At 40.5% G+C, this 22375-nt stretch carries 18 protein-coding genes; 11 read left to right on the forward strand and 7 right to left on the reverse strand.

The window, feature by feature from the left end; all coding sequences use genetic code 11:
* Positions 1–97: 97 nt before the first annotated feature.
* Both AAEY87_RS00695 and AAEY87_RS00700 read right to left on the reverse strand, forming a co-directional pair.
* Complete coding sequence (locus tag AAEY87_RS00695; protein ID WP_350655500.1) at positions 98–1705, reverse strand: OmpA family protein; 1608 nt, start codon at positions 1703–1705, stop codon at positions 98–100.
* 689 nt (positions 1706–2394) lie between these two features.
* Positions 2395–4032 carry a hypothetical protein gene (locus AAEY87_RS00700; RefSeq protein WP_350655501.1) on the reverse strand — a complete coding sequence of 546 codons (1638 nt, stop codon included), beginning with the start codon at positions 4030–4032 and terminating at the stop codon, positions 2395–2397.
* A gap of 735 nt (positions 4033–4767) precedes the next feature.
* Here AAEY87_RS00700 and AAEY87_RS00705 point away from each other — a divergent pair.
* The 6 genes from AAEY87_RS00705 to AAEY87_RS00730 all read left to right on the forward strand — a co-directional run bounded on the left by AAEY87_RS00705 (position 4768) and on the right by AAEY87_RS00730 (position 9941).
* Positions 4768–5376: a rhomboid family intramembrane serine protease gene (locus AAEY87_RS00705; protein ID WP_350655502.1), complete on the forward strand. Its 609-nt coding sequence runs from the start codon at positions 4768–4770 to the stop codon at positions 5374–5376.
* 44 nt (positions 5377–5420) lie between these two features.
* Positions 5421–6365, forward strand: coding sequence for a metallophosphoesterase (locus AAEY87_RS00710; protein ID WP_350655503.1), 945 nt, complete (start codon positions 5421–5423; stop codon positions 6363–6365).
* Between the two features lie 143 nt (positions 6366–6508).
* Complete coding sequence (gene purE / locus AAEY87_RS00715) at positions 6509–7057, forward strand: 5-(carboxyamino)imidazole ribonucleotide mutase (RefSeq protein WP_082785600.1); 549 nt, start codon at positions 6509–6511, stop codon at positions 7055–7057.
* A gap of 191 nt (positions 7058–7248) precedes the next feature.
* Positions 7249–8622 carry a 5-(carboxyamino)imidazole ribonucleotide synthase gene (locus tag AAEY87_RS00720; RefSeq protein WP_350655504.1) on the forward strand — a complete coding sequence of 458 codons (1374 nt, stop codon included), beginning with the start codon at positions 7249–7251 and terminating at the stop codon, positions 8620–8622.
* The gene (locus AAEY87_RS00725; RefSeq protein WP_068325736.1) at positions 8622–9071 is read left to right on the forward strand and encodes a YaiI/YqxD family protein; all 450 of its coding nucleotides are present in this window, start codon (positions 8622–8624) and stop codon (positions 9069–9071) included. The genes AAEY87_RS00720 and AAEY87_RS00725 overlap by 1 nt, the downstream gene beginning before the upstream one ends.
* A gap of 231 nt (positions 9072–9302) precedes the next feature.
* The gene (locus AAEY87_RS00730; RefSeq protein ID WP_068034215.1) at positions 9303–9941 is read left to right on the forward strand and encodes an NAD(P)H-binding protein; all 639 of its coding nucleotides are present in this window, start codon (positions 9303–9305) and stop codon (positions 9939–9941) included.
* A gap of 161 nt (positions 9942–10102) precedes the next feature.
* On the opposite strand, the gene epmA is transcribed toward AAEY87_RS00730, so the two are convergent.
* The 3 genes from epmA to AAEY87_RS00745 form a co-directional block, all read right to left on the reverse strand.
* Entirely contained in the window at positions 10103–11125 is a 1023-nt protein-coding gene (epmA, locus tag AAEY87_RS00735; protein WP_350655505.1) for an EF-P lysine aminoacylase EpmA, read from the reverse strand.
* Between the two features lie 55 nt (positions 11126–11180).
* Positions 11181–12374, reverse strand: a complete 1194-nt coding sequence (locus tag AAEY87_RS00740) for a 4-phosphoerythronate dehydrogenase (protein WP_350655507.1) — start codon at positions 12372–12374, stop codon at positions 11181–11183.
* 168 nt (positions 12375–12542) lie between these two features.
* Entirely contained in the window at positions 12543–13697 is a 1155-nt protein-coding gene (locus tag AAEY87_RS00745; protein WP_068325729.1) for an AI-2E family transporter, read from the reverse strand.
* A 745-nt stretch (positions 13698–14442) separates the two neighbouring features.
* On the opposite strand from AAEY87_RS00745, the gene AAEY87_RS00750 reads away from it, so the two are divergent.
* The gene (locus AAEY87_RS00750) at positions 14443–16134 is read left to right on the forward strand and encodes an NAD+ synthase (protein ID WP_350655508.1); all 1692 of its coding nucleotides are present in this window, start codon (positions 14443–14445) and stop codon (positions 16132–16134) included.
* Positions 16135–16369: 235 nt separating this feature from the next.
* On the forward strand, positions 16370–17644 hold the full coding sequence (gene paeA, locus AAEY87_RS00755; protein WP_068325726.1) for a polyamine export protein PaeA: 1275 nt from the start codon (positions 16370–16372) through the stop codon (positions 17642–17644).
* A 77-nt stretch (positions 17645–17721) separates the two neighbouring features.
* Here paeA and AAEY87_RS00760 read toward each other — a convergent pair whose 3' ends face one another.
* Entirely contained in the window at positions 17722–18465 is a 744-nt protein-coding gene (locus tag AAEY87_RS00760; protein WP_350655509.1) for a YggS family pyridoxal phosphate-dependent enzyme, read from the reverse strand.
* 348 nt (positions 18466–18813) lie between these two features.
* On the opposite strand from AAEY87_RS00760, the gene AAEY87_RS00765 reads away from it, so the two are divergent.
* Complete coding sequence (locus AAEY87_RS00765) at positions 18814–19869, forward strand: type IV pilus twitching motility protein PilT (RefSeq protein WP_068325723.1); 1056 nt, start codon at positions 18814–18816, stop codon at positions 19867–19869.
* Between the two features lie 85 nt (positions 19870–19954).
* Positions 19955–21076 carry a PilT/PilU family type 4a pilus ATPase gene (locus tag AAEY87_RS00770; protein WP_068034204.1) on the forward strand — a complete coding sequence of 374 codons (1122 nt, stop codon included), beginning with the start codon at positions 19955–19957 and terminating at the stop codon, positions 21074–21076.
* 102 nt (positions 21077–21178) lie between these two features.
* Here AAEY87_RS00770 and fur read toward each other — a convergent pair whose 3' ends face one another.
* Positions 21179–21613 carry a ferric iron uptake transcriptional regulator gene (gene fur, locus AAEY87_RS00775; RefSeq protein WP_068034202.1) on the reverse strand — a complete coding sequence of 145 codons (435 nt, stop codon included), beginning with the start codon at positions 21611–21613 and terminating at the stop codon, positions 21179–21181.
* Between the two features lie 323 nt (positions 21614–21936).
* Here fur and AAEY87_RS00780 point away from each other — a divergent pair, with 323 nt between their 5' ends.
* Positions 21937–22371, forward strand: coding sequence for an outer membrane protein assembly factor BamE (locus tag AAEY87_RS00780; protein WP_082785598.1), 435 nt, complete (start codon positions 21937–21939; stop codon positions 22369–22371).
* Positions 22372–22375 lie beyond the last annotated feature (4 nt).

Consider the following 22375-nt stretch of genomic DNA (forward strand, 5'->3'; position numbering starts at 1 on the left):
TTTTTGCCCATGTAGCCATATTATATACAGTATAAAAAACCGCATCTTAATTATAAGTGCGGTTTTTCTTTCTTAAAATTTAATGACGTAGTTAGTTTTACTGAGCATTTGGATCTAATGCAGTACCTTTACTTGGATCATCACCATCAGGTAATAAATCATCGTTGTTACTATCTAATGGATTCAAATCTGGATCGATAGAATTATTAGTGATTGTACTATTAGTTCCAGCCACTCCATCATTATTCAAGGCAGCTTCATCGTACACAGTAAACTCAATGCGACGGTTGCGGAAGCGCCCTTGTTCGGTTGAGTTATCAGCGATAGGATCGCTCTCACCCATACCTTTAGTCGTAAGCTTGGTCGCATCAACACCTTTAGATATAAGATATTCTTTTACCGCTTCAGCACGATCACGAGACAATTTCATGTTATAAGCGTTAGAAGCCTGATTATCCGTATGGCCGATAATCATCAGCTCCATATCAGGTACTTCTTGGATAAGAGTGGCGGCACGATCAAGGAATGGTTTATTTGCTTCTGGAATAAGTGCCGCATCAAGCTCAAAATTAACCACCTGTATACTCAAAGCACGAGCAACGTCGCGGGGATTTGGATTTTCACCAAGGTTGTCAATGGCGGCATCTGCTGCCACTAGGCTGTCATCAACCTCACCTTGTAAATCTAACGGTCCTTCGGCTCTTACTGTCATCGCTGGAGCAGCGGCTTGCAAGTCAGCAACTAGCTTATCGAGTATGCTTGCATCAGCAGAGTTAACAACAATCTCATTACCTTTAATAATCATACTAGCGTTTGGTACACTTTTAATGATTGGTAAGATAGAAGCCAATTGAGCAGCAGCTGGCATATCAGTTGCAAAGCCATCATCTACATCCGCTCGGCACTTATCAGCTTCATTCCCAAAAGTGCTACTCATCGCATTCATAACTGTTGTTTGTAACGCTTCATCACCGACATTCATACGGCAAGCATATAAGGTATTTGCTTCACCAGTAGAGATATGCAGCGCGGCTGGCTCAACATCGGCTGCTACTACGGTTTGTTCATCAGTGGCAGCTGATTGCTCAGTGACAACTGGCGTTGCGACAGGCTCGGGATTATCCTGACATCCTCTCAACAATGCCCAGGCTAAAGCGCCTAATATAATCAGACCTATAATAGGTAGTAACGCTTTCATAAAACTGCCTGACTCTTCTTCTTTGTGCTGTAGCGGAGCCATGCTTGTAGTATCAGAGATACGTGTACCAGCAGGAACAGCAGCAAGCATACCAGCAGGTATCACAGCACTGGCCCATGCAGGAATATGGTGCTGATAATCAGCGAAATTGTCACTCAAGAACTGCGGTACTGGCGTCGTACCTGCTAAACTTTTAATTTCATGATAAGCAAGTGGTGCTGCCATAGCTACTAGACCACGCGACGCAGTTGCATCGACATTATGAGCACCAGCAAGCTCACGTGAAATATTGTCACGATGCGAGCCATCAGTCCAGACGCGATCATAAAAACCCTGATCGTCACGCGCAATATTTTCATTAGAGAAACGACCATAAGTCTCTTTGTCTGCTAAACGCGCAGCAAAAATAGCATAGAACTGTTCAAGTAAATTTTTCTTAGCTGGAGATCGATCATCCCCTAAGACTGCTGGGCTAACAGTGCGTGTCAAATGACTAATAATATCCATAGTATATTCCCTCCAATTACTGTTGTTTTGTATAGCCTTCCCACTGTAAAACCAATGCAACTTCAACCTCGCTAGCCATATTAAGACATTACTTGGGATCAGTTTTTTATGAATGTTACATCGAGTTGACTACGTATATCTAAAAGAATTAAATATAAAAACTAACTATTATGAGCTTATGTATAAATGAATAAATTAAACCAAACCAAACCAAACCAAATGAAGATTTAAGTATTTTGTCTGTTAATTACTTTTAAATAATTCACTTTTGATCAATGTTTAAATCTATTTGACCATTTATTACCTTCAGCTAGTAGCTATTATATGAGTAATGAATAAGTCATCTCTACAAACACGCTGTTGTGCAAATGCTACATTAAGTAATTTTTCAGATGAAGCACGTAACTATATCGATAATACAGTACGAATTACTAACATAAGTATGAGAAATGGTGTAAGAAATCAAACATTTGCAATTACTATTGGTTAGATATTACGTGATATCACTGTGAAATTTTTACTATGATTTTGAAAGGCTGTACTGATGGACATAATCTAATTCGTAATTAAACACGTGAATTCGCATTAAACTTTACTGTCTTTTTTTGAAACGAAACCTGCCATATATTAAAAATAAATTCCAAGAAACTGATTCTAATAACGTTTTGCTCTATTTTTCTATGGTTCATTTATCTGTCTTGAGTCAGATTTTTATCAATGGGTCTTTCATTACGTAGCTTTTCAGCCACAATAGTAGTGTTTGCCAAATCATTAACTTCTGATGCTGACATAGAGCCTGCTGGAGTAGTAAATGCACGGTTATTGTTGGCATTGCTATTAAAGCTATTGTCAGGGTTATTATTACGTGGTGGTGCTGCTTCTATGATATCGTTCGTATTATCATCTGATTGCTGATAGTTCTGATTACGACTCACATCGTTATTGTTGGGATAGGTATTGTCATAAGTATTGTCTAGCGGTATATTTTCATTTGTGAACTCATTGTTATGACCATTCATCATACTCATATCGTTGTTAGCATCCTCAGCTACCCCATTGCGGTTCTCTAATGGTAAAGGCGCAGCGCTAGTAATAGCTATAGCAGGTACTAATGTTCGCATATCAACCAATAAGCGCTGGAGCAGTGTATCATCGGGTGCCTCTAAATTAAGAGTGTCCTGCTGCAACTGTAATCGCGCGAAGGGTACTGAACGCAGTAGAGTAAATATACTAGGCAAAGTTTTTACATCAATACTAGATAAGCTATTGGCAACGCCTTGTTGCACTCTCAGCTCACAAATACTCACTTGCTCTCCAAAGCTCATACTCAGCGCTTGCTTGAGCGCATTTTGCAATTCTGTATCGCCAACAGTCGCGGTACAACTATATAGACTCCCACTGTCATCTACTCCAACTACTAACTCAGCTGGTGTCAACACCTTAGCGACAGGCTCACTTGCCGGAACTACAACAGGCGAGGCAACGACTGGTACTGCGGGCCTCATATAATTAGGTTGAATGACTAACGCCCATACTAGACCAATTGCTACTAGGGTACCTACTAGTATCAAGACTCGGACTATTAGATCGTTTCTTCGATTACGAGTGCGTACATTTAGCCGGCTCTCAGAGACACCTGCATCATAATAATCTGATGGATTGGCATGAATAGCATCTATAGTATCGGTCAAAAGCGGCTCTTCATCTAATAGCAACGTATCATTTACGACCTCAGTAGTTTCTAGCGGGTCAATAGATAAGTTATCTGTTACAAATGCTTGTGTAGGTATGGTTTGTGTCTTATGAACAGCATCTGACATCACATTGGCACTGGTTACTGTAATATCATTAATGAGTGTATCCTTATCTAAACCCACATCATTACTGACTTCATTTATGGGTAATATCACCTCTTCTGCCCATACTGGCAAATAAGGTCTTACTGACAGTTGCTGTGCTTGTAAAAATGCAGGTAAAAACTGACCATTAGCCAGAATTTTGAGCTCTTGATAGGCTAAAGGCGCCGCGTTTATCAGAAGACTCTCAGTGGCCTGCGGATCAACATGATGAGTCGCTGCCAACTCATCAATCAACAATTGACGCAGGCTGACTATCGCCCAAAGCTGCTCGAATAAGGTAGAGCTTGTAGTTGACTGTATTGGTAGGTCTTGATCAGCACGTAGCAATTGTGAATACACAGCTGGCTGAGCTAAACGGGTAATTAAAATAGCATAAAACTGTTCAAGCAAACTGATGTGCGCCACGCTATTATCATCGCCTAAAACGGCTGTGGTAACAGTCTGGTCAAGTTGGTCAATGATAGTCATAAATACTGCCTTTGGCGGCGTGGATAGTAAATTAATAGAAATTTTTAAAAAGCGGTCATTATTTAATCGTTATTTATTAATTATAAAAATACTGGTTTTGCTTTGTAGTTGTTGGAATTTTAAATACAAGGTGCAATAACTATATATTTAGTCAGCGATTTTATTTGATTATCTGATTTAGCACAAATTTATATATTGCTATCTAATTAAGCAGCTGTAATATGGTTATGCATAATCAAATATAAAAACAGTTTTAAAAGCTACCAGTCATACCTACAAGACTTAAAAGATATAATGTTTGTGCGTTAAGTTAACCACTTATTAAGTATAATTTGTATACGTATGTAAATTTGTTCAACCTATGATTGTGATTTGATTTTATAATCCGCTCCATTGGTAACTCTTATAATAGTTACCAATATAGTTAGTTCGAAATAAAATCGATACGTTAATAGTCACGTGCTACTGGTATAAATTTTTATTGCGTGCTGTTCGCAAGCTTGATAGAGGCTGCAAAAAATTTACCCCAGTAGAACTGTATCGGTTTTAAAATGACCCAACTATATATATCTGTACATCAGATATCTAACAGAGAGTAAGTAGCAGGTACTTATTACTCACTATAAAATTAAAACTATAATTTTCGACGCATGGTAAGCTCTAACAATGTTGTGAAGCTTTATTGACTAGGCTTGTAACGTCTTTGTTTACCAGGCTTGACCTAAGGATTAATCTTTGTTTAACCACACTACTCTTATCATCATAGTCACGGTCATCGTGAGCTTGTTAGCATGGCAAAACAAAGTGCTATTTAACCGACTGATATTCTACCCGCCAGCAGTGAGCGATTGTCAATGGTATCGCTTTGTCAGTCATGGTTTTATTCATGCTGATAGCATGCACTTGCTATTCAATATGTTTACTTTATACTTTTTTGGTCGCGCTATAGAAGGGCTGTATCAGCCATTCTTGGGTGGGTATGGTTTCATTGTCTTTTATTTATTGGCCATCATTATTGCGATGATACCAAGCTATATTAAGAATAAGAAAAATGCCAGTTATTTAAGCTTAGGTGCATCGGGCGGAGTATCGGCGGTATTGTTTGCTTTTATACTATTAGCGCCTTGGGAAACCATTTATCTTTTTGCCATTGTTCCTATTCCTGCGATACTATTTGCAGTCGCTTATGTCGCCTATAGCATCTATGCGGATAAGCGTGGCGGCTCTAATATCAATCATATGGCACATATGTGGGGCGGTGCGTTTGGTGTAATAGCGACAATCATTCTCGAACCACAAGTACTACCACATTTTATTAATGCACTACTCTCTCCTAGCTTTTAGTTCACTTTTTAGTTCAATTTGTTTTTAGGTTTTGACAACGATTTATGATTATAGATATTATTGGTGATGTTCATGGTTATGCAGACAAGCTAACTGGCTTGCTTGAGCAGTTAGGTTATGTCCATAATGGTCATTACTTTGTACCGCCAGACGGTCATCGTGCGCTCTTCATTGGTGACTTAATTGATCGCGGCTCCCAGCAATTAGCCACGCTTGAGATTGCCTTTGCCATGCTAGATGCTGGCGTCGCCGATATAGTGATGGGTAATCATGAATATAATGCGCTTGCTTTTGCAACGCGTGATTCAAACAATCCTGAACGTTATCTACGCTCCCATAATGACGTGCATACACGCCAACATGAAGCTTTTTTAGCTGAAGTGCCATTTGGCTCAGAGTCGCATCAATATTGGCTACAGCGTTTTTATGAGATTCCATTGTGGATTGAGACCGATTACGCCTGTTTTGTCCATGCTTGCTGGGATGTAGACAGTATGGCGCTGCTTAAGCCATTACTCACAGCTGATAACTGCCTGACTGCTCAGGCCCTCCAAACGACTTCAGAAGAATTTACCGAACCGTTTGATGCGCTAGAGCGTGTGTTGAAGGGTGTGGAGACACCGCTACCTGACGGCATAGTAATGGTAGATAAAGAAGGTACTAAACGCTCGCGCGTGCGGGTACGTTGGTGGCTTGATGAATTAAAATCACGCACGCTTTATGAGATTGCTCGCGCACCTGCTTCAGCCCTTGCTCAGATTCCAATCGATGCCCTAGCTGAGAATATAGACTTCGCTATAAAGACTTACAAGCCAGTGTTCGTCGGACATTATTGGTTGACAGGCGAGCCTGAACCACTTAGCGCGCAAGTCGTTTGTACGGATTATTCAGCGGCTGTTGATAGTGGCTATCTGACTTGTTATCAGCTTGATACCACCCAGCCATTACCTCTAAGTCCTGCGAATTTTGTGCAATATCTCAACGATTAATTGCTGCGTATCAATTGGATATTAAGACCAAATTGAGCCTGTATTGATACAAAGATTAAGCTAGCTTTTAAACTAATGCTAAAACTTGGCTTTACGGCTATGCCATAATTTTTGTATGATGGTCGTTTTGAGGATATCTCATCATGAGTACTGGATCGGCTACCGAAAACCCTAATTCTATCTCCTCTCCTGCTGGCCAACCAAAAGTTGGTATTATCATGGGCTCACAGTCTGATTGGGCAACTATGAGCTGTGCAGCGCAGCTATTGGCTGACTTCGATATTGCCTTTGATTGCGAAGTAGTCTCTGCCCATCGCACACCCGATAGATTATTTGATTATGCGAAAGGGGCTAAAGGCAAAGGCCTTCAAGTAATCATTGCTGGTGCAGGTGGCGCAGCCCATCTACCAGGTATGTGTGCCAGTCAAACGCCACTTCCTGTATTCGGTGTACCAGTTAAGTCCTCGATGCTTAGCGGTTGGGACAGCTTGCTGTCTATCGTGCAGATGCCCAAAGGTGTGGCCGTCGGTACGTTAGCCATTGGTACTGCTGGTGCTTATAATGCAGCCCTACTTGCGATTCAAGTGCTAGCCTTGCATGATGAGTCAATTGCTACTAAGCTGGACAGCCTGCGTCAAACGCAAACCGAAACTATCTTAGCCAGCCCAACGCCTGGTATTATCAATTACTAGATATCGAATTAGTTACTGAATACGAAAACCTCTAACCATTCTGAATTTTTCGTTGAGATAAATTGAATTTAATTGTTCTTCACTTGATATTTAATTTTAGATAGGTTCTACTGAATACAAGGTGCATATGTTGCACCTTTTCCTATTTTAAACCGTTAGTTTTAATTCATTTTTAATCCAAAGAGTCCCTCATGACCACAGCCAATGCTTATCCTCTTACTCAAACTATCCATACCATCGGTATCTTAGGCGGTGGTCAGCTCGGTATGATGCTTGCACAAGCTGCTATGCCACTCGGCTATCAATGTGTATTTTTAGAAGACAACCCTGATTGCCCTGCCAGTCTTTATGGACAGGTATACAGTAACGAGCAGTTGGATAGTTTTATTGCTGCAGCTGATGTGTTTACTCTAGAGTTTGAAAATACCCCAACAGTGATTGTCGAGCAGTTGGCAAACTTAGCAGTAACTGGTAAAAAACAAGGCATGTTTCCGCCGCCGATTGCCCTTGATATCGCTCAAGATCGCTTGAAAGAAAAACAGATGTTTAATGAGCTGGATATTGCTACCGTACCTTTTATGGCGGTCAGCACTCAAGCTGAATTACAACAAGCCTGCGAACAATTAGGCTTGCCTATCGTTCTTAAAACCAGTCGCGGTGGTTATGACGGCAAAGGTCAGTATGTCATCAAGCAAGATAGCGATATCAAAGCCGCTTGGCAAGATCTTAAAGATGCGGTCAGCGGTGAAGGCAGTTTAACGCCAACCCCTGCACCACTCATTGCAGAAGGCTTTGTTAACTTTAGCCGTGAAGTCTCTATCATTGCAGCACGCGCCCAAGACGGTAGCGTACGCTGTTACGATTTGGTCGAAAACCATCACCATCATGGTATTTTGGCCAAGACCCAAGCACCTGCCGTTGGCACTAGCCACATATTTAAGCAAGCGAAAGAAGCCATCACTACTGTCATGAACCATTTAGATTATGTAGGTGTTATGGCACTAGAATTGTTCGTTACTAAAGACACTCGCGGTCATGACTATCTGCTTGCCAATGAGATTGCACCGCGTGTGCATAACTCTGGACACTGGAGCATTGAAGGCGCGATTACCAGTCAATTCGAAAACCATATCCGCGCAGTAGTTAACTTACCTTTAGGCGATACAGATAACGTCCATCCTTCGATTATGATCAACGTGCTGGGACAATATCCTGATATCAACGCCGTACTGGCTATCGATGGTGCTCACTATCATAGCTATCACAAAGCTGAACGGGAAGATCGTAAAATTGCCCACATTACCCTGATGCCTAATGACGTGACCGACTTGGAATCTTCAATGGCTAAATTGGTGGCCGTTTTACCCAACAAGGTTGGCTTAGATAAAGAATATACGCCTATCCAAGAAAGTCAAAAACAGCCATCTGAGCCAGACAATCAAGATGTCCCAGAGCTTGGTGGCGAAAATGAAACAGCAAGCGCAAACACTGACTTAGCAAATAAAGACAGTAAAATGGATAGTGCGGTAGACGTTAAGGCAAAGAAAGATAAGGCTAAAAAATAATGCAGATTTGGGTGGATGCTGATTCGGTACCATTAATTGCTAAAGATTTGATCGTAAAGACTGCCGAGCGTACACAAACGGTGGCGATATTCGTTGCCAATCAGCCAATCAAACTACGTAAGTCACCGCTACTCGTCATGACAGTGGTGCCATCGGGGTTTGATAAAGCTGATGATTATATCGTAGAACAAATACAACCAGGCGATTTGGCTATTACTAGCGATATCCCTTTAGCCAATGATATTTTGGACAAAGGTGGCATGGTTTTGACAACGCGCGGTATGGTCTATGATAAAAACAATATCAAGCAAAAGCTCAATATGCGTGACTTTATGGATACTATGCGCGGCACTGGCGTGTTAGAGCTACAAGAAATGAGCGGACAAAAACCTTATGGCGACCGTGACAAAAAAGCTTTCGCCGATGGATTAAATAAACTAGTGCGTTAACTTTTTAGTTCTTAATCCCATTTACCTTGCAAACCTTATACACTCTATAACTAAACACTATGCAACTGGCACGCTTCATAACGAAGTGTGCTATCTATTCTTGTTACTGTATATACAGTTTTTAGTACTTACTTTTAGTACTTATATTTAATATGAAGTCTTCGAATAAAAAGTACTTTTGTTATAAAGATATATAGCATAACGATAATATGAACAAGAATAGGGAAGATTATGAAAATTTTAGTCATAGGTGCAAGTGGTCGCGTTGGTAGTGATATGGTTGAACAGTTATTAGCTGATAATCATCAAGTAGTTGGCACTACCCGTCAAGATGAAAAATTATTTAATGATGATAATTACACACAGTTGGATTTGGATATTACTGCAGATAAAGACGCTATCCAAAGCCAAATTACTGATGATATCGAGGCGATATATTTTGTAGCAGGTTCTGGCGGTAAAGGTGTGTTAGAAGTTGATTTGCATGGTGCAGTCAAGACCATGCAAGCGGCGCAAGACAAAGGTATTAAGCGTTATATTATGCTGAGCACAGTGTTTTCACTGGATACTAGCAAATGGGATAGCCCTGCCATCACTGATTTAAAAGACTACTATATTGCTAAGCATTATGCGGATCAGTGGTTAGTCAATAATAGTACGCTTGACTACACTATCGTGCAGGCAGGTGCTCTAAAAGAGCGTGCTGGTACTGGTAAAATCGCTGTAAATAGTAATGAAGCTGGTGAAAATACCATTGAAGACGTTGCTGCTACGTTAGTTGCAGTATTAAATGCAGATAATACAAGCAAGCAAGTCTTTAGTATGCAGAATGGTGACACCGCTATTAGTGACGCTATTGAAAAACTATAATAAAGCGTAGCGCTATAATAGTTAAAGCAATAGAAAAGCGAGTAAGCCGAAAGGTTTGCTCGCTTTAATTTTGGAATGTTTTGTAAAGTAATTTTATTCTTAAAAGCTAGAGTAACGGAGAGAATTGTTGCAAGGCAAATTGGTGGCTAGACAAATTAGTGCTAGGCTAAGTCGCTTGGAAAAGTAATAACTTCTTCTAAGCAAGTTGCTCCTGTTATTACCATTAGCAGTCTATCTAGACCTAACGCAATACCGCTACAAGCTGGTAAATTATCACAAGCAGTAAGCAGATGCTCATCTATAGGCATTGGCGGTAAGCCATGACGTTGACGCAATAGATTGTCTTGTTCAAAACGCTGCTTTAATGCTGTACCGTCTGCCAGTTCATCATAGGCATTGGCAATCTCAATCCCATTGATATATAGCTCAAATCGTTTAGCGACTAGGTTGCCATCCTTGTCTAGGTCGGTTTTTGCGAGTGCCGCCGTTGCAGGCGGATAGTCGATAATTAACGTCGGTAACTCGTGCCCTAGATTTGGCTCAACAGCATGACTGAATAGTAAATCCAACCACCCTTGCCGACTGTGCTCTTTGTTATCTATATCAGTACTGAAATCAAAACCTGCCAAACCTTTGTCTTCTGCTACCGCTATCAGTGCTTCTATACTAGCCGTCAGCGGATGAATACCTACAAAGTCCATAAATGCGTCAACATAACGATAGTGATTCATGACCACCGGATAGCCATATAACGCCTCTAACAATTGACCCAGTTCGTCAGCCAAATCTGTCAGGCTGTAATACGGCTGATACCATTCAAGCATGGTAAATTCAATATTATGCCGTGTCCCTATCTCATTATCGCGAAATACAGAGCAAATCTGATAAATAGGCACCTGCCAGCTGGCAAGAAGACGCTTCATCGCAAACTCAGGCGAAGTATGTAGATAATAAGTACGTGGCTTATCTTGGTAAGTTACTCGCGCAGCCACTGATTGCAAAAAGGTATCGGTATTACCTGCTTGCGATAGCAATGGTGTCTGCACATCGAGCACTTGACGCGTTGCAAAAAATTGGCGAATATCACTAAGCAGTTTTGCGCGCTTTTGTGCCATTGCAAGCGTCATAGTTGGGGCGTAGGTAGGCTTAGAAGTATGAGTAGAGGTATTGCTTGACTGATTCATTACTATCCAACATGGTTTATGAACAATGTATTTTTGAAATTAGCATTTTTAAGATTTAAAACTGCCACTCACGCCGTAGATGATAATCACGACGCAGCTGATCAAAATCAGCGCCACTCACCTGTCCATCAGTTACTTTTTTGCGCAGATCTCTATCATCTCGCATAATGTCATAAAACTTTATCAGCCTATCTGGATAGGTTTTAAGCTCAGACCATAAATACATATTGACTGGTAATAGCTGCTGCATAGATTGTGTAGGTGTGACCGCAAATGCTTCACATAATGCATCATAGACCATTTGCGTACCGCGCAGCTTACCTTCTAAGGTATAACCAGCGATATGCGGTGTGGCGATAGCCAACTTTGATAATAACTGCTCCGATACTTGTGGTTCGTGCTCAAATACATCGAGCACTACTTGGCGCTTATTTTCCTCAATGTCAGCTTGTAATGCTGCTGCATCGATAACTGGACCGCGTGCACTATTAATCAGCAAAGTTTCTGACGGCATAGCATCTAACGCGGTTTTATTAATTAAGTGCCGCGTTGGATAATCGCTACCAGTAGGGTTATTATTGTCTTTTTTATCCGTGAGCGGTACATGTAAGCTGATAAAGTTACTTTGGCTAATGACATGCTCAAAGCTCGCATTATTAATATTCGATGCAGGTAGTAGCGGATCATAACCCAATACTTGCCAGCCAAGATCAGTAGCGTATTGTGCAAGTACGCTACCAATATTGCCAAGCCCAATAATACCCAATGTTGGTGGCGTCAATGTCTGCTGCCAATACTCTGGACGTAAGGTTAAGATAGCCGTCAATACATATTGCGCGACCGAATGCTTGCTACAACCAGCCGCATTAGCAAAGGTTATATTGCGCTCTGCTAAGTAGCCTTGGTCTACATGATCGGTGCCAATCGTTGCTGAGCCGATAAACTTAACACTATGGTTATCTGCTAGTAAAGTTGCATCTACTGTTGTCACAGAACGGATTAATAAAACATCTGGTTGCAGCTCGTCAACTAACTGGGCGTTGATATCTCGTCCAGCAACTTTGATAATATTGACCGTCTGATAAATATCTTGACCTAGCGTTTGCTCATTAAAAAAATCTTCAAGACCAGCGATGTTGCTATCAGCAATGATAGTGAGCTTGTTGGCAGCTTTAGATGGTTTATGAGCTAACTCGTCAGATGAGAGAGTGGTAGGTGTAACAGAGCCAGAGCTTATAACATTAGGCATAGATGAGCGCCTCTTTTGATTGTGGATAGATAATATTAATATATGCTTTTGATAGATAGGTAGTGCTATTTACTGCCGAGCTGCCAACAAGGCCTAATTACAACACCCACCTTAGCATACGCAATAGGGAAAAATAGTAAATAGCTTGCAATACTACTAGGTAGAGATTTAACTATTTTTATTTACTCTCTTATTCTTCACTTGATCATCAAAGTCTAACAGCATCTGATTGTCTGTCAGTACCACCTCTTTTGGCGCAAAAATCTCGTCTCTATGCTGAGATATCCATTCACGCCATACAGCAAGCCCGATAGCTAGCACTACTGGTCCGATAAACAAACCTACAAAACCAAAAGCCGTAAGACCACCTAATACACCAATGAAAATAATAATAAAAGGAATTTTAGTCGCGCCACTAATAACGATAGGACGAATCAAATTGTCCACCCAGCTAATGACTAAGATTCCCCACAATGCTAAACCGATACCTTCTGTTGTATGACCTTGACTCAGCAGCCAAAGCGCTACCGCACCCCACGCAAATGGCGTACCAAAAGGTATTAACGCTACCATAAAGGTCACAATCGTCAATAGGATAGGACTTGGTGATCCTGAAAAATAATAACCAATGCCTGCAAGCAGTGCTTGTGCCAATGCTGTCAGACCAATACCGTAAACTACCGCGCGGGTGGTCGTACCAACCGAGTCAATATAACCATCAATTCGATTGCCAATGATATTGCGCAAGGCCTGACGAATCTGACGAACTAGGCTGGTACCATCACGATAAAAGAAAAACAAGGTCATTAGCGCCATGCCAAGTTTAGCTAAAGTGCTGAGTACCACGTCCAGTGCTACCTTACCGTAGTACAAATGCGACTGAATCCACGCGCGGAATGCTTCAAGCGTACCTTCAGGGTTTTTATTAATTTGCCATAATATATCTTTGACCTGCTGACCGATTACCGGTAGCTCTTTGAAATAATCTGGTACATCGAGGTAGCCAACTTTGACACGGTAAATTAAGTTACTGTAGAGACTAAGCGCCTCTTGTTGCAAAATAAACACCCCTATCACTAGCGGCACCCCAATAATCAAAGAGATACTTATCGTCATGATAGCAGCACTGAAATCTGGACTTAATCTGACTTTCTCATGAAAAAACTTATAAATTGGAAACGTAACGTAGGCCAAAATCGCTGCCCATAATGCAGGTACAATAAAAAACTGCACCACTTGAAAGCACAAAATAAATAGCATTACTAATAGTGTAATAGCGAGCAGGCGTTGAATTACAACTTCTTTTGTCCAGTTTTCAATCATAGCTTTTGAACCAAGAACTGACAGCAAAAACTTAGCACGCTTTTACTGCAAAATTTATAAATGTGTAGGCAACAGCCTATAGATGACGTCTATAAACTATATCCATATACGAGGACGTTGTTCAATAAATTTAAAGGTACTCAAACATCGATTTTTGTGATTAATACCGTCAACTATATCTTATTAACGGCGTAATAACTCACATACGATAACAAATAATTTGCTAACTAAAATTATCCACTCAACTGTGCTAAGTTAGTAAAAAAACTTAATTATGAGCACCTATTATGCAATAGCGTCCTGCAAATAAACAATGATGTGTTGTAATTTTTACTTACAATTTCGTTTTTATCAATTAAAAACGAACGTTTAGATGGTTTATAAAGATTACTGTTAAATACTCTAGGCTAAAACAACTGATGCGTCATCTGTAAAGGTAAATCACCGCTACGTTCTCGTAGGCTATAAAATTGATGTTATACTAAAGCTATTACTTTATTTTTTATAATACTATGCAAATTTTTCATACAATATCCTGCGCAAATGCCAGCATTGTAGGTTACAAACATGCTATTAGTATTGATTAATTACCACCATTCTACGGAAAACTCTTAGAATACAGCCTAACATTTAAGGCAAAGTGCTTAGGCAGGGCATAACTGCTAGCACAATTCTACAGATATCTTGTTTTGGGCTAATAATAGTCCTCCAAATTTTCATTGATATATCTACAGGAACAATAACAATGTCAAAAGACACTGATAACTCTAACCTTACGGCAGAAAATTCTGCTAATACGACCAATATACCGCCCAACGCTGTCACCTTTGCTTTAGCTCAATCACATTTCTTAGTAGGTGATATTACTGCCAATGCTGAAAAAATGCGTCAACTTGCTATTCAAGCGCGTGACCAAGGCGCTGACGTTATTATCTTTCCAGAACTAGCCTTATTAGGCTATCCCCCACAGGATTTGCTGTTGCGCCCAAGCCTATCTGGACGTATTAAAAGCGCCTTATCGACTTTGAGTGATATCCAAGATATTGTAATGATTGTTGGTTATCCACATGTTGACCACCATGGCACCTTTAACTCAGCAGCTATCTTGCATAATGGTCATCAAAAAGGCTTTTATCATAAGCAGTTTTTGCCAAACTATGGTGTGTTTGATGAGCGCCGTTATTTTGATAAAGGGCGTAATCAAGTTTTATTTGATTATAAAGGCATTACTATCGGGTTACTTATCTGCGAAGATTTATGGGAAAAAACCCCCATTGCTGATCTTAAGCAGCAAGGCGTAGACCTTATTGTTAGTCTAAATGCTTCACCATTCGAAGTGGATAAGCAAAATGTACGTAAAGCCATGCTGACTAAGCGTAGCCGCGAGCATAAAATGCCGATTGTTTATGTTAACGCCGTTGGCGGTCAAGACGATTTAGTATTCGATGGTGGTTCTATCGTTACGCAAGCCGATGGCTCTATCGCTCACGAAGCATCGCGCTTTATGGATCAGTTAATGCTCGCTACCTTGAACGTTGACACTTGCAAGTTTGACACTCAATCCAAAGCACCGCTGACACTTAGCCGTGAGTCGGAGATGTATCAAGCTTTAGTCGTTGGATTACGTGATTACGTTAATCACTCAGGATTTACCGGAGTTCTCGTTGGTCTGTCAGGCGGTATTGATTCAGCCTTAACCTTATGTATTGCAGTGGATGCACTAGGTGCGGACAAGGTCTATGCCGTTATGATGCCTTACGAGTTTACCTCAAAGATTAGTTTAGAGGACGCCCAAGCACAAGCTCGCCGCTTAAATGTCTCTTATACGGTTTGCCCTATTTTTGATGCAGTTGAAGGTATTCGTCATACGCTAGCGCCGCTATTTAACAAGTCACCTGCTGATACTACTGAAGAAAACATTCAAGCACGGGCGCGCGGTGTCATCTTAATGGCATTGTCTAATAAGTTTGGACATTTAGTCATCACGACGGGCAACAAGTCTGAGATGGCAGTGGGCTACTCGACGTTGTATGGCGATATGGCTGGCGGCTTTGATGTCCTAAAAGACGTTTACAAATCGCAAGTTTATAACTTGGCAAGCTACCGTAACCGTTTAGAAGATACGCCAGTGATTCCTGAGCGCGTCATTACTCGCCCGCCGTCAGCTGAGCTGCGTCCTGATCAAAAAGATCAAGATAGCTTACCTGATTATGACGTATTAGATGGCATTTTAACCTTGTATGTCGATGAAGATATGGGTTATCAAGCGATTGTCGATAAGGGTTTTGATGCCGATATGGTCGCCAAAGTGATTAAGATGGTAGACAATAGCGAACATAAACGTCGTCAAGCACCGATTGGTACTAAAATTAGCCAGAGAGCTTTTGGACGTGAGCGTCGCTATCCATTGGTTAATAAATGGTCAGTCAATGGCTAAGTACTTAAAGCTTTAGTAAAACTATATTATTGACATCACTTTTTATTATTAGCTGGGCACTTGCTCAGCTTTTTTAGTAGCAGTACACTAAGTTTAAGTATTTTTTTTAAAGACTTTATTTGAGTAAGGCTATCTGGCATAGCATCTATCAATGTATAAACTATGACTGTGCTTAGTATTACTTATTATGCTATACCTTCATTTGTTTTCAAACCTTCCTTCCTTTGAGTACTTCATGAGTCTGCTAACCGCTAGTATTTTTCTTCTTTTATTGCTTGCTTTGAGCGCCTTTGTTTCTGCTGCCGAAATTGCAATCGCAGCTGGCCGCAAAATTAAACTGCAAATCATGGCAAAAGAAGGAGAAGTCCGTGCACTTGACGTTCTTCATATGCAGGAAAACCCTGGTAGCTTTATCACTGTGGTGCAAGTCGTTCTAAACGCAGTTGCTATTTCAGCTGGTGCGGTGGGTGAGTCAGCAATTAGTCCTTATCTACAGCTTTTGTTCAATAATGAAGCAGCGGCTTCCATTATATCGTTCGTATTAATCACGAGTTTGTTCTCTCTGCTCGCTGATTTGATGCCTAGACGCTTAGCGATGTCTAACACTGAGATTATAGCTGTACGGCTCGTACGACCAATGATGCTTTTAATTTTTATATTCAAACCAGTTATCTGGATATTTGATGGCGCAGCAAATATCATTTTTGAGATGCTGGGCATATCAACCACACGTCAAGACGATATGACGCCAGAAGATATCTATGCAATGATGGATGCTGGAGCCGAAGCTGGTGTCCTTAAGAAGCAAGAGCATCACCTGATAGAAAATATCTTTGAGATGCAAGAGCGTACCGTAACCTCAGTTATGAATCCACGCGAACATATCGTTTATTTTGATACCAACACAAGCACTGAAAAAGTAGTCGAGGTCATGATTGAGCAACCACATAATAAGTTTTTGGTTTGCAGCGATGATGATTTAGAACATATTGTTGGTTATGTAGAGTCACGTAGTTTTTTAGCTTTAGTGCTTAATCAGCAAGAGGTCAGCTTAACAGACAAAGCATTACTGAAACCGGCGCTCTTCGTTCCTGATACGTTGTCGTTATTTGAAGTATTAGAGATGTTTAAATCTACTGGTGCTGACTTTGCTGTTATCGTCAATGAATATGCCATGGTGGTTGGTGTCATCACTCTCAAGGATGTCATGAGTATCGTCATGGGCGAGCTTGTCACTCTGGAAGATCAGCCTATTGTCCAACGAACTGATAACTCTTGGTTAATCGATGGTATGACACCAATTGAAGACGTGATTCGTGCTTTAGACATTGTTAACCTACCTCGTAACCAAAACTATGAAACCATTAGCGGCTTTATGATGTACATGCTACGTAAAATCCCTAAGAAAACTGACACTATCGAATATGCCAATTATCGCTTCGAAATATTAGATACTGATAAGTTAAAAATCAATCAAATGTTAGTGACCAAACTTGAAGAAACTGTGTAAGGGGCATAAAACCTTCTTTCGCTAATATAGGACTGAATGGCCTAACATACTGATTGCTAATGAGCAGATACTTTAATTCATTCACGTTCGCCAAATATTGCTGTGCCAACTCGTACCATAGTAGAGCCACTAGCAATGGCGGCAACCATATCATTACTCATACCCATACTTAGGGTATCCCACGAATGTAAGTCAGGATGTCTTTGCCTTACCTCTTCAAATAACTGTTTAGTGCGCTCAAAGGCATTGGTGTCAGCTTTGGCAGGAATAATCATTAAGCCTCGCAATTGCAGACGTTCGTATTCTTTGATAGCCGCTATTAAGTCTGGCAAATCCTCAGGACGACAACCTGATTTACTGTCCTCGTCATCTATATTTAGCTGAATTAACACGTTGAGTGGCGCCATACCTTCTGGACGTTGATCATTCAAACGCTTAGCAATGATGTCGCGCTCAAGCGTTTGTACCCAATCGAAATTTTCAGCGATATCACGAGTCTTATTACGTTGAATATGCCCAATATAATGCCATACGATCTGCTCAGTTTCGGGTTGCTGTTGCAACGCTTTAATCTTTTCAATGGCTTCTTGAAGATAATTTTCACCAAAGTCACGCTGACCTTGCTTAGCTAGTGTCGCAATCATGCTTGCAGGTTTGGTTTTTGAGACTGCGAGCAATTTTACCTTGCTGGATATGACTCTACTAGACTCTAGCTTATCAAAGGATTCATGATCTGCTGTTAAATTACCTGCTTGTACACAAGCGTCGCTAACTTGTTTATTCACCCGTTGCCAATTGGCAATCAAAATATCGTCATTCATATTACTCTCATCTTTATTAAAAATATTATCCACTAAATAGTGCTTAAACCGCACAATTATCAAAAACTTTAGGAAAGTGAACCGTTGGTCGCCTATATTTACATTTAATCTGTTTCTTTTATGATTAAATTTGACTATTATTGTTATTATATTGTTACTTTACCTAGCTTATGCTGCTAAAATTAGCATTGATTGTAAAAAGAGTAACTTCAATATTCTTATTCTATTAAATGCGCCCACTTAGCACTTTTACGTTGATACGGTTGTGGAAGCGCCAAAATAATTTTGATATAGAGCTACTTCGTTACTCGTTTTACTTACTGTATTGATTGATAGGAATGTTTGACCATGGCTGAAAAAAGCAATTTAAGCATAGAAGATCTGTTGCGATTCACTGTTAAGCATAAAGCGTCAGATTTACATCTCTCAGCTGGAATGCCGGCCGTTATTCGAGCCGATGGTGAGATTACCCGTATTAACATGCCAGTGATGAGTCATCAAGCAGTACATCAGCTAATTTATGACATCATGAATGATAAACAGCGTGCAGATTTTGAGGAATTCTTTGAGACGGATTTTTCTTTTGAAATTCCAAATCTAGCTCGCTTTCGGGTAAACGCTTTTAACCAAAATCGCGGTGCCGGTGCTGTATTTCGTACTATTCCATCAGAAGTTCTAACTTTAGAGGATCTAGGCATGGGAGAGGTATTTAAGCGTGTATCGAACTTCAAACGCGGTGTGGTTCTTGTCACTGGTCCTACTGGTTCTGGTAAATCTACGACACTTGCTGCGATGATCGACTATATCAATGATACGCGTAAAGAACATATTTTGACCATTGAAGATCCTATCGAATTTGTCCATCAATCCAAAAAAAGCCTCATTAACCAGCGTGAAGTTCACCGTGATACCTTAGGTTTTGAGCCTGCATTGCGCTCAGCGCTACGTGAAGATCCAGATGTTATCTTGGTTGGTGAGCTACGTGACCTTGAAACTATTCGTTTGGCCTTAACCGCTGCTGAAACTGGTCACTTAGTATTTGGCACCTTGCACACCAGCTCCGCTGCCAAGACGATTGACCGTGTGATTGATGTTTTTCCTGCTGCTGAAAAAGACATGATTCGCGCAATGTTATCTGAATCTTTACAGGCCGTTATTTCACAGACGTTACTACCAAAACAAACCGGCGGACGTGTTGCTGCTCACGAAATTATGTTAGGTACACCAGCTATTCGTAACCTAATACGCGAAAACAAAATTGCCCAGATGTATTCCGCTATCCAGACTGGTGCTGGTGACGGCATGATTACCCTCGATCAAACGCTCAAAAATTTAGTGACTAAAGGTACGATTAGTAAAGAGGTTGCCCGACCTTATGCTAAGCAGCCTGAAGCGTTTATATAGTGCTGATGGCACCCAAATATGTTTTACAATATTGTTAATATTTTCACTTTATTCTCTTATAACACACTTTTAATTTGGATATGATATGGACTTCGACAAACTACTACAACTCATGGTTAAAAAGAACGGCTCTGATCTATTTATCACAGCTGGCGTAGCCCCTTCTATGAAAATAAATGGCACTATCTGCCCTGTGGGACAGGCGCCATTGACTGGTGAGCAAACGCTACTTTTGGTCAAAAGCCTTATGACCTACAATCAGCAAAAAGAGTTTGAAGACACTAACGAATGTCAATTTGCCATCTCAGATAAATCGCAGCTAGCACGCTTTCGTGTTAGTGCTTTTATGCAGCGTGATATGGCAGGGATGGTTCTAAGAAAGATTGAAAATAAAATACCAACGGTTGAAGAGCTGCGCTTGCCGCCCTCTCTAAAAGAGTTGGCAATGAGAAAGCGTGGTATTATTTTATTGGTAGGTGCAACGGGTACTGGCAAATCGACAACGCTTGCTTCGATGATAGGTCATCGTAACCAAAACTCCCATGGTCATATTATTACCATCGAAGATCCGATAGAGTTCGTACATGAGCATAAAGGCTGTATTATTACGCAACGTGAAGTTGGTGTCGATACTTTATCGTTTGAAGCAGGTCTAAAAAACACTCTGCGCCAAGCCCCTGACGTTATTCTAATCGGCGAGATTCGTAATCGTGAAGTTATGGATTATGCCATTCAATATGCTGAAACAGGGCATTTAGTTTTTGCAACGTTACATGCAAATAATGCCAACCAAGCTATTGATCGCATCATTCATTTCTTTGAGGCTGATCGTCATAATCAGTTATTCATGGATTTATCACTTAACTTACAGGCCATTGTTGCTCAACAGCTCATTCCAACCCCAGATGGTAAAGGCTACCGTGCCGCCATTGAAGTTCTACTGAACTCGCAGCTAATTAGTGACTATATCCGTAAGGGTGAGCTACATGAAATTAAAGAGGTCATGACGCGCTCACGTGATAGTGGTATGCAAACCTTTGATCAAGCGCTGTTTGATCTGTACGAAAATGGTGATATTACCTACCAAGATGCGATTAAACACGCTGACTCACCGAATGACTTACGCCTAAAAATCAAATTAAATAGTAAAAACGGTAGTAAAGATATTGATGAAAATGCTAGTGGTTTGTCTTTAAATATTGGCTAGTGGTTGTTTATTAAAGAAGCCTAAACGCTTAAAAATCTAAATGCTTAAACCAAAAACAGCCCTCAAATTGAGGGCTGTTTTTATTATAGTTAATGCTATTTACTACTTCGCGCTGTCTTTACATTCTTGATTATTACAAATACCGTATAGCACTAGCGAATGCCCAGATAGTTTGAAGCCGTGCTCTGCCGCTACTTTTAGCTGCTCTTCTTCAATGACTTCATTATGAAACTCAATAATCTTGCCACAAACATCACAAACCAGATGGTCATGATGCTCTTCTTGGGTAATCTCAAATACTGACAAGTTGTTTTCAAAATTATGACGCTCAACGATGCCAGCTTGTTCGAACTGTGTTAGCACCCGATATACTGTTGCCAACCCTACATCTTCGCCTTGCTCAATTAGTGCCTTATACACCTCTTCTGCACTCATATGATGTAGCTCTGCGCGCTCAAGCAGCTCTAAAATTTTGATACGTGGTAAAGTTACTTTTAATCCTGCTTTACGTAAATCTTGATTGGTAAAAGAAGCCATAATGTCCCTTCTGACTATTAAAGTCTTAGCAAATAAAAACTCAAAAATAGATTATAAATAATTGTGATAGGTTAGCAGCTGCCAACTATTTGAAATAATAATATTGATAATTTAACCTAATATATCTAAATTATAGGTTGTCGTCACTTGATAGTATGACCATAAGCTTATGAATTAACACTATAAATCATTAAGTATATCAGGTAGCATTTGATAAATAATGTCGTAAGTGGTAGGCAATTGCAAGTAAATGACGTATCATTTGTCCAAGATTGCCGGCAAGTCTTGCACCAAATGCACCTAGCCGCGCCTAACCCATTTTTGTGAGTCATCTTACCATGATAAAGCTATCAAACCGTCTTCCGCTTAGCCACCAATCGTTTAGCTACTCCAGTAGCCTGCGCAAACTTATGATTACAGCAACTCTTGGCGCCACTGTCGCCCTATCTGGTTGCTCATTGTTTAGCGTCTATAAAATTGATTTGCCGCAAGGTACGCCAATCACACAGACTCAAGCGCAAAAGTTAAAAGTAGGAATGAATCAAAACCAAGTGCTGTATATACTTGGCAGCCCAGCTATCAAAGATACATTAGCGCCCAATCGCTGGGATTATATCTATGACTATCAAGCGGGCACAGAAGGTGAGCGTAAAGGTATAGCAAATGTTAAAAACGCCAGCCAGCATTTGATTATCTACTTTGATGCTAACGGAATTGTTAACCGTATTGAAGGTATGGAAACTCTACCTCAGTCTTAACTGG

The sequence above is a fragment of the Psychrobacter sp. S1-30-MNA-CIBAN-0213 genome (genome assembly GCF_040309845.1).
Lineage (GTDB): Bacteria > Pseudomonadota > Gammaproteobacteria > Pseudomonadales > Moraxellaceae > Psychrobacter.